The organism is Micropruina sp. (assembly GCF_047606665.1).
Lineage (GTDB): Bacteria > Actinomycetota > Actinomycetes > Propionibacteriales > Propionibacteriaceae > Micropruina.
On sequence record NZ_JASGEF010000027.1, the window covers coordinates 51,986 to 66,355 of the forward strand.

12 protein-coding genes are annotated in these 14,370 nt (G+C 70.3%); 8 read left to right on the plus strand and 4 right to left on the minus strand.

From position 1 onward, the window contains the following. Nucleotides 1-20: 20 nt before the first annotated feature. Nucleotides 21-1,550, minus strand: coding sequence for an FGGY family carbohydrate kinase (locus QM619_RS06290; protein WP_415105535.1), 1,530 nt, complete (start codon nt 1,548-1,550; stop codon nt 21-23). A gap of 213 nt (nt 1,551-1,763) precedes the next feature. Here QM619_RS06290 and QM619_RS06295 point away from each other — a divergent pair, with 213 nt between their 5' ends. After that, nucleotides 1,764-3,176 (plus strand): FAD-binding oxidoreductase, encoded by a 1,413-nt coding sequence (locus QM619_RS06295; protein WP_415105538.1) that lies wholly within the window; start codon nt 1,764-1,766, stop codon nt 3,174-3,176. A gap of 28 nt (nt 3,177-3,204) precedes the next feature. Here QM619_RS06295 and QM619_RS06300 read toward each other — a convergent pair whose 3' ends face one another. Continuing rightward, complete coding sequence (locus QM619_RS06300; protein WP_415105541.1) at nt 3,205-3,615, minus strand: DUF6855 family protein; 411 nt, start codon at nt 3,613-3,615, stop codon at nt 3,205-3,207. A 218-nt stretch (nt 3,616-3,833) separates the two neighbouring features. Here QM619_RS06300 and icmF point away from each other — a divergent pair, with 218 nt between their 5' ends. From icmF to QM619_RS06330, 6 genes are all read left to right on the plus strand, one after another. Further along, a complete protein-coding gene (gene icmF, locus QM619_RS06305) occupies nt 3,834-6,929 on the plus strand; it encodes a fused isobutyryl-CoA mutase/GTPase IcmF (protein WP_415105544.1) in 3,096 nt (1,031 codons plus the stop codon). A gap of 93 nt (nt 6,930-7,022) precedes the next feature. Next, nucleotides 7,023-8,021 (plus strand): Fe2+-enterobactin ABC transporter substrate-binding protein, encoded by a 999-nt coding sequence (gene fepB, locus QM619_RS06310; RefSeq protein WP_415105547.1) that lies wholly within the window; start codon nt 7,023-7,025, stop codon nt 8,019-8,021. Next, nucleotides 8,018-9,034, plus strand: coding sequence for a FecCD family ABC transporter permease (locus QM619_RS06315; RefSeq protein WP_415105550.1), 1,017 nt, complete (start codon nt 8,018-8,020; stop codon nt 9,032-9,034). Before fepB ends, QM619_RS06315 begins: the two co-directional genes overlap by 4 nt. Next, the gene (locus QM619_RS06320; RefSeq protein WP_415105553.1) at nt 9,031-10,092 is read left to right on the plus strand and encodes a FecCD family ABC transporter permease; all 1,062 of its coding nucleotides are present in this window, start codon (nt 9,031-9,033) and stop codon (nt 10,090-10,092) included. Before QM619_RS06315 ends, QM619_RS06320 begins: the two co-directional genes overlap by 4 nt. After that, the gene (locus QM619_RS06325) at nt 10,089-10,883 is read left to right on the plus strand and encodes an ABC transporter ATP-binding protein (RefSeq protein WP_415105556.1); all 795 of its coding nucleotides are present in this window, start codon (nt 10,089-10,091) and stop codon (nt 10,881-10,883) included. Before QM619_RS06320 ends, QM619_RS06325 begins: the two co-directional genes overlap by 4 nt. Next, nucleotides 10,880-12,082, plus strand: a complete 1,203-nt coding sequence (locus QM619_RS06330) for an enterochelin esterase domain-containing protein (RefSeq protein WP_415105559.1) — start codon at nt 10,880-10,882, stop codon at nt 12,080-12,082. Before QM619_RS06325 ends, QM619_RS06330 begins: the two co-directional genes overlap by 4 nt. Here the strand turns inward: QM619_RS06330 and QM619_RS06335 are convergent. Continuing rightward, nucleotides 12,075-12,611, minus strand: a complete 537-nt coding sequence (locus QM619_RS06335; protein WP_415105562.1) for a GtrA family protein — start codon at nt 12,609-12,611, stop codon at nt 12,075-12,077. The two genes, QM619_RS06330 and QM619_RS06335, sit on opposite strands and share 8 nt — an antisense overlap. Nucleotides 12,612-12,688: 77 nt before the next feature. Between QM619_RS06335 and QM619_RS06340 the strand changes: the two genes are divergently transcribed. Then, the gene (locus tag QM619_RS06340; protein WP_415105565.1) at nt 12,689-13,081 is read left to right on the plus strand and encodes a helix-turn-helix transcriptional regulator; all 393 of its coding nucleotides are present in this window, start codon (nt 12,689-12,691) and stop codon (nt 13,079-13,081) included. Nucleotides 13,082-13,230: 149 nt separating this feature from the next. Here the strand turns inward: QM619_RS06340 and QM619_RS06345 are convergent, their stop codons facing one another. Further along, nucleotides 13,231-14,073 carry a PhzF family phenazine biosynthesis protein gene (locus QM619_RS06345; protein ID WP_415105568.1) on the minus strand — a complete coding sequence of 281 codons (843 nt, stop codon included), beginning with the start codon at nt 14,071-14,073 and terminating at the stop codon, nt 13,231-13,233. Between the last annotated feature and the right edge of the window lie 297 nt (nt 14,074-14,370).

The following is a 14,370-nucleotide window of genomic DNA, read 5'->3' on the forward strand; positions in this document are numbered from 1 at the left end:
GGACGTGACCGGCGCGGTGGCTACCGCGCCCCCGCCAGGTCCGCCCGCCGCCAACCCAGAGCCCGCTGGACGGCGTCCGCCCAGGCGGCGCGGCGCAGCTTCTGCTCGGCCTCGCTCATCTGCGGATGGAAGACCTGGCCCAGTTCCTTGGTGGCGTCCGCCTCTTCCGCGTTCGCCCAGACCCCGGTCGCCACGCCGGCCAGCCAGGCCGCTCCGCGGGCGGTGATGAACTCGGCCTGCGCGGCCCGCATCACCGGCACCTGCATCAGGTCGGCCTGGGCCTGCAGCAGGGCGTCCGAGAGGCCCAGGCCGCCGTCCACCGCGATGATCGTCGGCGATACCCCGGACGCCTCGCTCATCGCGCCGAGCAGGTCGGCGATGGTGTGCGCGATGCCGTCCAGGGTGGCCCTCACGACGTCGGCCTTGGTGGTGCCCCGGTTCAGGCCGATCAGCATGCCGCGGGCGTTGCCGTCCCAGTAGGGCGCGGCGAAACCGGCCAGGGCGGGGACGCAGACCACACCCGAGTTCGGGTCGGCGGCGGCGTAGGTGGCGTCGATGATGCTGGCCTTGTCGAGCACGCCGATGCCGTCGACCAGCCAGTCCACGCCGCTGCCGGTGACGAACGAGCCGCCCTCGAACAGATAGCTGGTGGTGTCACCGATCCGCCACGCCACCCGGCAGTCCAGGCCGCCGCCCGGCGCCCGGGCCTCGGTGCCGATATTGAAGTCGAGGAAGCTGCCGGTGCCGTGGGTGCACTTCACCGCACCCTCGCCGAAGCCGCCCTGCCCGTACAGCGCGGACTGCTGGTCGCCGACGATGCCGGTGATCGGCAGTTCGGCACCGATCAGGTCGGCGCGAGTGACGCCGAAGTCGGCGTCCTCGGAGATGATCTCGGGCAGCAGCCCGACCGGGACGCCGAGCTCGTCCAGGAACTCCTGCCACCACACGTGCGCGGTCAGCTCCATGCCGCCCGACGAGCCGGCGCAGGACGCCGAGGTGACGAAGCGGCCGCCGTCCGGGCCGCCGGTGAGCTTCCAGATCAGCCACGAATCGGGGGTTCCGCCGGACAGTTCGCCCGCGTCGGCCCGGCGTCGCAGCTCGGGGTCGTTGCGCAGGATCCAGCTCAGATGCAGCGGCACGTTGGCGGCGCCGAAGGACAGCCCGGTGGTCTGGGTGAACTTCTCACCCCAGGCCGGACGCAACTCGTCGACCAGGTCGGCGCACCGGGTGTCCTGCCAGCTGACGATCGGTGCCACCGGTTCGCCGGTCGTCCGGTCCCACAGCACGGTGGTGGTGCGCTGGGCGGCCATGCCGAGCGCGGCGATTCGGCGTCCGTCGCGCTGGGCCCCGGCGATCACGTCGCGCAGCGCAGCCTGCGACTTCTGCCAGATCTCGTTGGCGTCCTGCTCGACGGCACCGGACGGCTTGGTCTCGATGCCGAGCGGCTCGCCCTGGCTGGCCAGCACCGCGCTCGCCGCATCGAACAGCACCGCGCGGGTGCTCGTGGTGCCCTCGTCGAGAACCAGCACCGTCGGATCGTTGTCGCTCACCATCAGTTCCTCCGCTCCTTTGCGTGTCGCCGGACGTCGACGCAACCGGACGCCGACCCCTCGGGTGTTCTTGGCATGCTCGCCAGCGGTCGATTGCACGGTCAAGGAATGTGACGTCCGGCGTCACTGGTCTTGAGCGCCGGCAGCGGGCGGCGGCAGGGTCGGTGACGGAACCTCACCGGCACCCTTCCCGACCCGGAACCAGGAGCAGCCATGGACCACCTCACCCAGATCCCCTCGGATGTGCTCGCGACGTTGCGCGACGCGGTCGGCGAGCAGGCGGTCAGCACCGACGCCGCCCGGATCCGCGAGCTTTCCAAGGACAGCTCGGTGCGCAGCAAGAAGGCCGAGGCGGCGGACCGGCCGCTGGCGGCGGCGTCCGTGGTGGTCAGCCCTCGTTCCACCGAGCAGGTCTCGGCGGTGTTGTCGTGGGCGAGTGCTCATGGCGTCCCGGTGGTGGCCCGTGGCCTGGGCAGCGGTGTGGTGGGCAGTGGTCTGCCGGTGCGCGGTGGGGTGCTGCTCGATCTGGCCGGGCTGGCCGAGGTCGGCGAGGTGGACGTGGTGAACCGCACCGTGACCGTGGGCGCCGGGATCAACCTGGGCGACTTGGACACTCGGCTGCGCGAGCAGGGTCTGTCGGTGGGGCATTACCCGCAGTCGCTGTACCTGGCGTCGGTCGGCGGCTGTGTGGCGATGCGCGGCTCGGGCACCTTCTCATCCCTCTACGGCAACATCGAGGACCGGGTCGGTGAGCTGGAGATCGTGCTGCCGACCGGTGTGGTGGTGCAGACCCGTTCGCTGCCGCGGGCGTCCACCGGGCCGGACCTGCGACAGCTGGGGATCGGCTCGGAAGGCATGTTCGGGGTGATCACCAAGGTCACCCTCAAGCTGGTTCCGGTGCCGGCCGCGCAACGGTTCGCCGCCGTCCGATACCCGGGTTTCGAAGAGGCGCTGGAGACGGTGCGGCGTGCGTTGATCGCCGGCGTCCGGCCCGCCGTGGTGCGGATCTACGACCCGACCGAGGCGTCCGCGAAGCACGCCCGGTTCGCCCAGGACGCCGGCTGGTTGCTGGTGCTGGTCTTCGACGGTGACGAGCGGCTGATCGCCACCCAGGAGGAGATCATGCTCGACCTGGCGACTTCGCTCGGTGGCGAATCGCTCGGCCCGGAGCCGGCGGTGCACTGGGAGCAGCGGCGGTTCAACTGGTCCTGGTTCACCGACGCCGTCGACCACGAAGGTGGCATCGCCGAGGCGATCGAGGTGACCGCGACCTGGTCGGAGCTGCCCGGCCTGTACGAGCGGCTGAAGAAGGCCGTGTCGCCGCACATGCAGGAGTTCATGGCTCACGTCTCGCACGTCTACGACCAGGGCGCGGCGCTGTACACGATCGTCCGCGGCGAGTACGTCGACGACGCCGCCGCATTGGAGGCGTATGACGCGACCTGGGAAGCGGTGATGGCCGAAACCCTGACCTGCGGCGCCCGGATCTCGCATCATCACGGCATCGGTCTGGAGCGCGCCCGCTGGATGACCGACGAACTCGGCACCGGGCTGGATCTGCTGCGCGATCTGCAGAAGACCGTCGACCCGGCCGGGATCATGAACCCCGGCAAGCTAGGCCTGTAGCGGCCGGGTTTCGTTGGTCAGCGCGGCGTCAGCGGAGCGCCCGCATCCGGTTGTTCCGGGCGTCGTGGGTGAGTTCGGCCAGTCCGAGAGCCTCCAGCAGCGGCGGCAGGTACATACCGAACCGGCCGCGGTAGCCGTTGCGAAGCCCGTACCAACCACCGACCGGGTTCGACTCGGACCGTCCCCAGGCCTCGACGGTGCCGTCCGCCGCCGGTTTCTTCTCATCGGCGGCGCCGAGCGGCACCCAGTCGCCCTGCTCGACCAGCCAGGCGTGCAGATCCTCGATGGCGCGCAGCTGGTATTTCAGGGTGGTCGAGCCGACCACACAGACCAGGATCGGCGGGTCCGCCTCGGTGTCGCGATACATCGTGTACGAGCTGGAACCTGGTGGGGTGGTCAGCCGCCAGGGGTCGTCCTTGGTGCCGGTTCCGTCAGCCATGTGGGTGCCTCCCTGTTTGCGATGGGGCGCCGGTGACCGCGGACGGCGTCCCTGCCCGTTCGAGTGCGATGAGTGTAGGCCGCGCGGACCTGCGAGTTGAGGTCTCGTCTCGCTCGGCGCCGAACCACCGCTGGTTGAGCCTGTCGAAACCCTTGTGCGGCCGAGTTGGCGCAAGTCCCGGTCTCGACAAGCTCAACCAACGGTGAGTCAATGAAGTCATGAAGTCCTCGCCGGTGCGGATCGTCACCGCAGCAGCCCTGTTCGACGGACACGACGCCGCGATCACGGTGATCCGGCGGGTGTTGCAGGCGCGCGGGGCCGAGGTCGTCCATCTGGGCCACGACCGGTCCGTCGAAGACGTGGTGAACGCCGTCGTGGACGAGGACGCCCACGGCGTCGGGGTGTCGTCCTATCAGGGCGGACACCTGGAGTACTTCGGCTATCTGGTCGACCGGCTCGCCGAGCTGGGCTCGGACGCCAAGGTGTTCGGCGGCGGTGGCGGGGTGATCGTCGCCGACGAGATCGAGGCGCTGGCCGCCAAGTGCGTCACCATCTACAGTCCGGCGGCCGGTCAGCGGCTCGGCTTGATGGGCATGGCGGACGAGGTGATCGCCGCCTGCCGCGAGGTGCAGAGATCGCGGCAAGCGGTAGGCGATGAATCTGGACCGGGGGGACGGTTCTTTCGGTCCACTTCGCCCGAAAGTGGACCGAAAGAACCGTCCCCGCGTACCACTTTGCCGCGGGCGATCAGCGTGCTGGCCGAGGGCGGACGCCTCGAACTGCCGGAGGGGCGTCCACCGGTACTGGGAATCACCGGAACCGGAGGCTCGGGCAAGTCGTCGCTGACCGACGAGTTGCTGTTGCGGTTCCGACGGCATGCGCCGGGCGTCCGGATCGCGGTGCTGGCGATCGACCCGACCGCGCGGCGGGGTGGGGCGCTGCTCGGCGACCGGATCCGGATGAACGCCCTGGACGGCGTCTACTTCCGTTCGCTGGCTACCCGTGGTGCCCTCGGCGGCATCCCGAAGGGCCTGGACGACATGATCCGGGCCTGCGGGGCCGATCACGATCTGGTGATCGTGGAGACACCGGGCATGGGGCAGGGGGACGCCTCGATCGCCGATCATGCCGACGTGGTGCTGTATGTGATGACGCCCGAGTACGGTGCCTCGACCCAGTTGGAGAAGATCGCCGCGCTCGAGGTGGCCGACCTGGTGGCGATCAACAAATACGACCGGCGCGGCGCCGAGGACGCCCGCCGCGACGTCGGACGCCAGTTGATCCGCAACCGCGGCGTGTTCGGCGAATCCTGGCAGGACCAGCCGGTGATCGGCACCATCGCGTCCAGGGTCAACGACGACGGGGCGAACCAGCTGTTCGAGCGGCTGTGCGTGTTGCTGGCCGCGGAGGGGGTCTCGACCAGCCAGGTAGAGGTCTCGACAAGCTCGACCAGCGGTGAGGGCTCGACCGGCGGTGGCGCGATCATTCCGCGCGGCAAGGAGCGATACCTCGCCGACGTGGCAGAGACGATCCGTGAATATCACGCCGCCACCGTCGCCCTGGTGGACGCCGTCCGCCGCCACGAGCAGGTCGAGGCCGTCGCCGACCTGCTCGATGACCCGACCCCGCTGAGCGCCCTGCGCACCGAGCTGCCGGCCGAGGCGTCCGCACTGCTGGACGCCTGGCGCGCCCACACCGAGACCGAGCAGCCCACCGCCGAAACGCTGTCCGGCCTGACCCTGCCGCGGGTGGCGCTGCCACCGTCCGAAACGGAGGCCGGCGAACTGGTCCGCTACCTACGCAAGGAGAATCGTCCGGGCAGCTTCCCGTTCACCGCCGGGGTGTTTCCGCTGAAGCGGTCGGGGGAGCGTCCGACCCGGATGTTCGCCGGTGAGGGGGACGCCGCGCGCACCAATCGGCGCTTCCACCTACTGGCTGCCGGGCAGCCGTCCACCCGGTTGTCGACCGCTTTCGACTCGGTCACCCTGTACGGACGCGACCCCGCCCGGCAGCCCGACATCTACGGCAAGGTCGGCACCTCAGGGGTGTCCATCGCGACCCTGGACGACATGCGCGACCTGTTCGCCGGCTTCGACCTCGCCGACGACTCGACTTCGGTGTCGATGACCATCAACGGGCCGGCGCCGACCATTCTGGCGATGTTCCTGAATGCCGCTATCGACCAGGCCGGCGATCCCGAGGTGGTGCGGAAGGTGCGTGGTACCGTCCAGGCCGACATCCTCAAAGAAGACCAGGGCCAGAACACCTGCCTGTTCTCGATCGACTTCTCACTACGGGCGATGGCCGATGTGCAGGAGTGGTTCATCGAACATGGGGTGAAGCGGTTCTATTCGGTGTCGATCAGCGGCTATCACATTGCCGAGGCCGGGGCGAACCCGATCACCCAGCTGGCGCTCACCCTGGCCAACGGGTTCACCTACGTCGAGGCCTACCTGGCCCGCGGCATGGCGATCGACGATTTCGCGCCCAACCTGTCCTTCTTCTTCTCCAACGGCATGGACGCCGAATACTCGGTGATCGGACGGGTCGCCCGCCGCATCTGGGCGGTCGCGCTGCGCGACCGGCACGGTGCCGGCGAGCGGGCGCAGAAACTGAAGTACCACATCCAGACCTCGGGCCGGTCGCTGCATGCCGCCGAGATGGAGTTCAACGACATCCGGACGACGCTGCAGGCCCTCTGCGCGTTCTACGACAGCGCCAACAGCCTGCACACCAACGCCTACGACGAGGCGGTGACCACGCCGTCCCCGGCGTCGGTGCGGCGGGCGCTGGCGATCCAGCTGATCATCGACAGCGAATGGGGGCTGGCCGCCGTCGACAATCCGCTGCAGGGCTCGTACCTGATCGAGCAGCTCACCGACCTGGTCGAAGAGGCGGTGCTGGCCGAGTTCGACCGGATCGCCGACCGCGGCGGCGTCCTGGGTGCGATGGAGACCGGCTATCAGCGTGGGTTGATCCAGGACGAATCGATGCTCTACGAGGCGCGCAAACACGACGGCACGCTGCCGATCATCGGCGTCAACACCTTCATTGACGCCGATGCCGAGGCGTCCGTGCCCACCGTGCTGGCCCGCGGCACCACCGAGGAGAAGGAATCCCAGCTGGCCCGGCTGGCCGACTTCCACGCCCGGCACGCCGACGAGGCCCCCGCCGCACTCGCCCGGTTGAAAGAGGTGGCCCTGACCGGCGGCAACGTCTTCGACGAACTGATGCGCACCGTCCGGGTGGCGTCCCTGGGTCAGATCACCGAGGCCTTCTTCGAGGTCGGCGGACGCTATCGCCGCACCATGTGAACCTCCGGTGCACATCCATCCGACTTTGGTTAGCCTGGCCTAACCAAAATCCGGTCGGCGTCCGTGCTGGCCTGGCAAGGAAGGAATCCCACTGTGCGCCCCTTGTTCCGCTCCGGCGTGATCACGGTGTTGCTGGCGATCGTCGCCGGCCTCGTCGGCTGCTCGTCCGCGCCCGCGACCTCGTCCAGCCCCTCGGCCGAACCGAGCCAGGCCGGCGCCTGGCCGCGCACCATCACCCACCCGCTGGGCACCACCACGATCACCGCCAAGCCGACCAAGATCGTCTCCACCTCGGTGGTGCTGACCGGCACGCTGCTGGCCCTGGACGCCCCGGTGGTCGGTTCCGGCGCCTCGGTGCCGAACACCGGCGGTGCCGACACCGGCCTCGACTCCGACGGCTTCTTCGCGCACTGGGGCGACATCGCCCGCGAGCGCGGGGTGAAGCCGCTCTACAAGAACTCCGAGCTCGACCTGGAGGCCGTGATCGCCGCCGCCCCCGACCTGATCGTGATCTCGGCGACCGGCGGCGACAGCACCGCCGAGCAGTACGCCGAACTGGCCAAGGTCGCCCCGACCGTCGCTGTCGACTACAACAGCCTGAGCTGGCAAGAGACCACGAAGGCGGTCGCCGAAGCCACCGGCACGGACGCCAGCACGCTGCTGACCGAGTTCGACACCAAGATGGCCACCTTGAAGGCGTCCACCAAGCCGCCGGCCGAGGCCGTCCAGATGATCGTCTTCAACGAGTCCAACGGCTCCGCGTTCGCCCTGGCGAACGGCCCGCACGACCAGATCATCTCCGCGCTCGGCTTCACCCTGGCGCCGCTGCCGTCCGGGGTGCAGGCCGATCCGAAGCGCAAGGACTTCGCCTTCGCGTCCGAGGAGCAGTCGGTGGCCGGGCTGACCGCCGACACGGTGCTGCTGGTGGACGGTGACGAGGCCACCGTCGCCGCGATCAAGAAGCATCCGGCCTATTCGAAGGTGAAGGCGGCCACCTCCGGCACGCTGGTCCCGCTGGGCCACGCCAGCTTCAAGCTGGACTACTACAGCGCGATCGACATGGCGGAGCGGCTGGCGCGCGCCTTCGCGTGAGCTCCGCCGCGCTGGGGCTGCGTCGTCCGCCGGTGGCGATCTGGCTGATCGGCCTGGTCGTGCTGGCGGTCCTCGCGGTCGCCTCGTTGTTCATCGGCTCACAAGGGGTGTCGCCGGGGACGGTGGTCGCGTCGATCACCGCCTTCGACGTCGCCGACCCCGAGCAGGTCGCCGTCCGGCTGCTGCGGGTGCCGCGCACTTTCGTCGGCATCCTGGCCGGTGCCGCCTTGGGTGCGGCCGGGTCGCTGATCCAGGCGATCACCCGCAACCCGCTCGCCGAACCCGGCCTGCTCGGGGTCAACTCCGGTGCCGCCGCGGTGGTGGCGACTGGGATCCTCGCCTTCGGCGAGGTGTCGATCACCGGTCTGCTCGGCCTCGCCTTCCTGGGCGGGGCCGTGGCCGGGGTCGCGGTGCTGCTGCTCGGCGGCGCGTTCCGGGCCACCGCCGATCCGGTCCGGCTGGTGCTGGCCGGTGCCGCCATGTCGGTGGCGGTCGGCTCGTTCGTGATCGCGCTGCTGGTCAGCTACCCGGCCCGGTTCGCCACCTTCCGCAATTGGGACGCCGGCGCGGTGCTGCCGCGTCCCTGGGAACTGATCGGCATCGCCGCGCTGCTCACCCTGATCGGCGCGGTGGCCGCGTTGGCGATCAGCCGATCCCTGGACGCCCTCGCCCTCGGCACCCTGGGGCGCGCGTTCGGGGCGTCGGTGCGGCGCACCTGGATCGTCTCGGGCGTCGCGATCGTGATCCTGTGCGGGACGGCGACCGCGCTGACCGGTCCGATCGCGTTCCTCGGGCTGGTCGCGCCGGTGCTCGGACGCCGGCTGGTCGGCCCGAGCTACGCGTTCCTGCTGCCGACCGCGATGATCCTGGGCGCCGATCTGCTGTTGGTCTCGGACATCATCGGCCGGGTCGTGGTCGGCGCCGGCGAGGTGCAGGCGGCGATCGTGATGGCCCTGATCGGCGGCCCGGTGTTCGTGGCGGTCGCCCGGAGGAAACGGATGGTGTCGCTGTGAGCGGCGAACCGTTCAGCCCGGCCGCCCATCAGAGGTTCCGGATCGGACGGCTCGGCGGGCTGTCCTGGCCGGTGTATCCGCGGGCGGTGCTGATCGGCGTGGTGATGGCGGTGCTGCTGGTGGCGTTGGCGGCGGCCTCGTTGTCGATCGGACGCCGGCTGATCCCACCGGCCGAACTCTGGGCCGCCCTGCTGCACCCGGACGCCGGCGGGACCGCCACCATCGTCTGGAGTCTGCGGCTGCCGCGGGTGATCTGCGGCATCTGCGTCGGTGCCGCGCTCGCGGTCGCCGGCGCGGTCTTCCAGTCGATCTCGCGCAACCCGCTCGGCTCGCCGGAGATCATCGGGCTGACCTCGGGCGCCGCCACGGGTGCCGTGTTCGCGATCGTGGTGCTCGGCGGGCATGGTGCGGCGGCATCCGCCGGGGCACTGGTCGGCTGCCTGGTGGCGTCCGCAGCGACCTATCTGCTCGCTTACCGCGGACGCTCCATCGGCGGCTACCGGCTGGTGCTGGTCGGCATCGGCGTCGGCGCCTTTCTGCAGGCGGTCACCACGTTGATGCTGGTCCGCTCCGACCCGGACATCGCGATCACCGGTCAGCTGTGGCTGGTCGGCACCCTGAACGCGCGGAACTGGGAGGACGCGGCAGCCATGGCCCTGGTCGCGGCGATCGGTATTCCGGCGGTGCTGGCCGCTGCCCGGCGGTTGAACGCCTTGGAGCTGGGGGACCCGATCGCCCGCCAGCTCGGGCTGCGGGTCGAGGGCTCCCGGCTGCTCGCGGTCGCCCTCGGCGTCGCGCTGACCGGCGCGGCGGTCGCCACCTGCGGCCCGATCTCGTTCGTGGCGCTCGCCGCGCCGCACATCGCCCGGCGGCTGGCCCGCACCGCCACCGTCCCGGTGCTGCCGTCCGCCCTGCTGGGGGCGCTGCTGTTGCTGGTCGCCGATCTGATCGGGCAGAACCTGCCGGGCGGGCTGACCGCACCGGTCGGGGTCACCGCCGGCGTGATCGGCGGCGGCTATCTGTTGTGGATCTTGACCAGGAAGAGGTACCAGCAATGACGAGCATTCCGCTGGCGGCCAGCGCGCTGCAGGTCGGCTACGACGGGCATCGGGTGCTGCACGGCCTGGATCTCGCCATCGCCGAGGGCCAGTTCACCGTGATCGTCGGACCGAACGCCTGCGGCAAGTCGACGCTGCTGGCGGCGCTGGCCCGGATGCTGCGTCCCGAGGCGGGTCAGGTGGTGCTGGACGGTACCGACATCCACCGGCTGCCCACCGTCCAGGTCGCGCGCCGGCTGGCGCTGCTGCCGCAGACCCAGACGGCGCCGTCCGGGATCACCGTGACCGACCTGGTCAGCCGCGGCCGGTTCGCCCACCAACGCTTCCTGCGCCGCTGGTCGGACGCCGACACCGACGCCGTCCGCTGGGCGATGCAGCAGACCGGCATCGTCGGGATCGCGGACGCCGTGGTGGACGAGCTGTCCGGCGGTCAGCGGCAGCGGGTCTGGCTGGCCACCGTGCTGGCCCAGGACACCCAGCTGCTGTTGCTGGACGAGCCCACCACCTATCTCGACATTGCCCACCAGATCGACGTGCTCGACCACTGCCGCCGGCTGCATCAGGCCGGACGGACGCTGGTGGCGGTGCTGCACGACCTGAACCATGCCGCCCGCTACGCCACCCAGCTGGTGGTGATGAAGGCCGGCCAGGTGGTCGCGGTCGGGCCCCCCGACCAGATCATGACCGCCGACCTGGTCGGCGACGTGTTCGGCCTTCCGGTGACCGTGATCGACGATCCGGTGACCGGACGTCCGCTGGTGATTCCGCTCGACACCGGTGCGCCGCGGTGACCTCGCCGGACGACCGCCGGCTGCCACCCACCCCGCTCGCTGCGCACGGCGGCCCGCTGCCGGCCCGGCCCGCCTGGCTGGATTCGCTGCGCACCGCCGAGGACGCCCGGCGCTGGTGGCAGCGGACGGAGACCATGCCGATCGTCGGCGAGCTGACCGAGCGGGACGGGGTTCCGCTGGTCGAGGTGACCTTCTGCGCCTGGTCGGACGCCGATCAGGTGATGCTGCACCTGGCCAGCCTGACCGACGCGCACCGCACCGACATCAGGCCGGCGCTGCTGCAGCCGGTGGCCGGCTCCGGGCTGCGGGTGTGCAGCTGCCTGCTGCCCGCCGACGGCCGGTACAGCTACCGGCTGCTGCGCCGTCCGCAGATCGCGTCCGATGTCGGCAAGGACCGGGCCGGCTGGCTCGGCGTCCACCTGGACGGGCGGGCCGACCCGCGCAACCCGACGGTGCTGGACGACGCACCCGACCGGCCGCCTTCGTCGTTGTGGTCGGGTCCGCTGGCGCCGCCGTGGCCGGACGAGGCTCCGCCGACCCGCTGGCGGGACGGCGTCACAGGGAATGGACGCCGGTTCGCCTGGCACGCGGCGTCCGACCCGGTCGCCACCCTGATGTTGTTCGACGGCGAGGTGTGGCGACGGCTGAACCCGCGCCGGCTGTCGGCGCTCGACCGGGTCACGCTGGTGCTGATCGACGCGGGCGACCGGGAGCGGCGGGCGTCCGACCTGCCTCGGCCGGACCGGGCGGCCGCACTGGTGGCGTCCGTCCGCGAGACGCTACTGGGGACGGAACCGGCGCTGGCCGTGACGCTGGAGGCCGAGCGGCTGATCGTCGCCGGGCAGTCGTACGGCGGCCTGGCCGCGGCGAGTGTGGTGGCGACCGCGCCCGAACTGGCCCGGCAGGCCGTGGCACAGTCCGGCTCGTTCTGGTACCGAGAGGCCGAGCCGGGCCACGCCGGGCCGGGCGACCTGGTCCGGCTGCTCGGCGAGACTCGGACGTCCAGGCCGGGTCGGCTGGTCGTCCAGGTCGGCACCGAAGAACCGGACATGCGGCAGCGTGCGCTGGAGTTCACCGCCGCCGCGCGGACCTCCGGTCACCGCGTCCACTACCGCGAATACCGCGGCGGGCACGACTACGCCTGGTGGTTCCCGGCGATCGCCGACGGCGTCGCCGAGTTGTGGCGCCCGGTCAGCTGACCGGCGAGTCCTCCTGGCTGCGGGTTCTCGGGAACACCCACAGCCGCAGCAGCAGGTAGATGTAGATGCCCTCGCAGCAGGCCACCGTGATCCGGGCCGCCGGCAGCGGCATGCCCCAGATGGTCAACACCGTGGCGGCCGCCCAGATCCAGATCAGGTAGTTGCTGATCATCACCGCGGCGTACTTCCAGGACTGCTTGCCCAGGTCGCCGTGCTCGCGGAAGTTCAGCCAGCGGTTCAGGACGAACGCGTAGACGGCCGCGATGGCGTAGCCGATGGAGAAGAGCGCCCCCGTGATCCAGGGTGCCGACTTCAGACCTTCGGCAGTGATCGCCAACGCTTTGTCGAGGCCGACCAGCGCGCCCATGTCCAGCAGGAAGGCACTGCCATTGATGATCGCGTAGCCGATGAAGGTGAGCGGGATGACCCGACGAAGGGCAGTGGGCAGCGCCCGGTGGATACGGCCGGTGACGTTCTTGAACCAGAGTGCGGCTGGGCCGTCGGCGGCGGGCGGTCCGTCGTTGTGCATGTCTGGCAGTGTTACCTGTCTGACCAAGCGCGACCAGCAACCGGACACTTATCGGCGTGGTGTGTCACCCTGGGCGCATGACCCCCGACGACCTGGTGCGGCTGCGCCGGGCCCGCGACCGGATGGACCGCGACTTCGCCCAGCCGCTGGACGTCCCCCAGCTGGCCCGCGAGTCGCTGATGTCGGTCGGGCACTTCCAGCGCTCGTTCAAGGAGGCGTTCGGCGAAACCCCGTACGCCTGGCTGATGACCCGCCGGATCGAACGCGCCATGGCGCTGTTCCGCAACACCGACAAATCCGTCACCGACGTCTGCATGGAGGTCGGCTGTACCTCGCTCGGATCGTTCAGCAGCCGGTTCACCGAACTGGTCGGCGAGACACCCAGCGCCTACCGCGGCCGCTCGCACGACGAACTGCGCGGCATTCCCAGCTGCATCGTGAAACAGGTCACCCGGCCGACCCGCAACTGATTGATTTCTGTCACGGCCTACAACCCCGATTAAGTCCAGTCGCCGACCACCCAGAACAGCGTTGGCCTCCAGCAGCGAGGCCACCGCCAGCATCCGGTCGCGGCCCTGCGCTGAGGACGGTGCTGCTGCGGGGGTCGCGGCCGCCATGCTCACACCTGGGCGGTGCCGGCGAACAGCGTGGTGGTGGCCCCGCCAACCCACACGGTGCCGTCAGCGTCGGCGGTGATCGCGATGTCCCCGGCCCGGCCGAGCCTGGCGCCCTGGGAGACCCGGTACCCGTCGCTGGCCTCGCCGGTGCGGGCGAGCCACTGCCCGACCGAGGCGTTCATCGACCCGCACACCGGGTCCTCGACCACCCCGACTCCGGGGGCGAAGGTGCGCATCTCGAACGCGAACTCCGACCCTGCCGGGTAGGCGCCGATCGCACCGACCATGGCCTCGGGGATGAGGGAGAGATCGGGGTCCAGGTCCAGCACCTCCTGGGCGGTGGCCAGGCGGATCACGGCCCACCCAGGGCCGTTGTCGACCCACTGGTGGGCCATCACCTGGCCGGGGTCGATCTTGAACGCCGCGGTGATCCTCGCCAGGTAGTCCGCATCCAGGTCTCCGGTGCGCACGGTCGCCGGCGCGGCGAAGGACAAGATGCCCTCACCGCGGCGCACCGGGATCAGGCCGGCGGTGCACTCCTGCACGATCCGGGCCGGGTCGCGCGGAGTGCCACCGGCTTCAAGCCAGGCGTGCGCGGTCCCCAGTGTTGGGTGGCCGGCGAACGGCAGCTCGCCACCGGGGGTGAAGATGCGCACCCGGTAGTCCGCCTCGGGGGCGGTCGGGGCGAGCACGAACGTGGTCTCGGACAGGTTGGTCCAGCGGGCCACCGCCTGCATCTGCTCCTCGCTGAGGCCCTCACCATCCAGGACCACCGCGACCGGATTGCCCCGATAAGGGATGCAGGAGAACACATCGACCTGGGCGAAACCACGGGCACGAGTCATCGCAGGGCACCTTTCCTGGCAGACACGCACTCAACTCGACCCGGAACTGACCGGGCGGGCGTTCTGCGTCTACATGCAGGTCGAGACAACCACGACCAGCTGGCAGGTTGTCAAGGAGTTCGAAGCCGCCGTGGCCCCCTACCCCGAGGTCACCGAGACAATCAAGGCCACCTAGTGTCCTGTCAGGTTGTTTCGTGAGATAATTGCTGGATTCGGGAATTTCGGTTGGGGTGGGGCGGTTTCAGGGGGTAGAACCTCTACCGAAGGAGCCGCAGATGCCTGGTCCGGGACGACCGA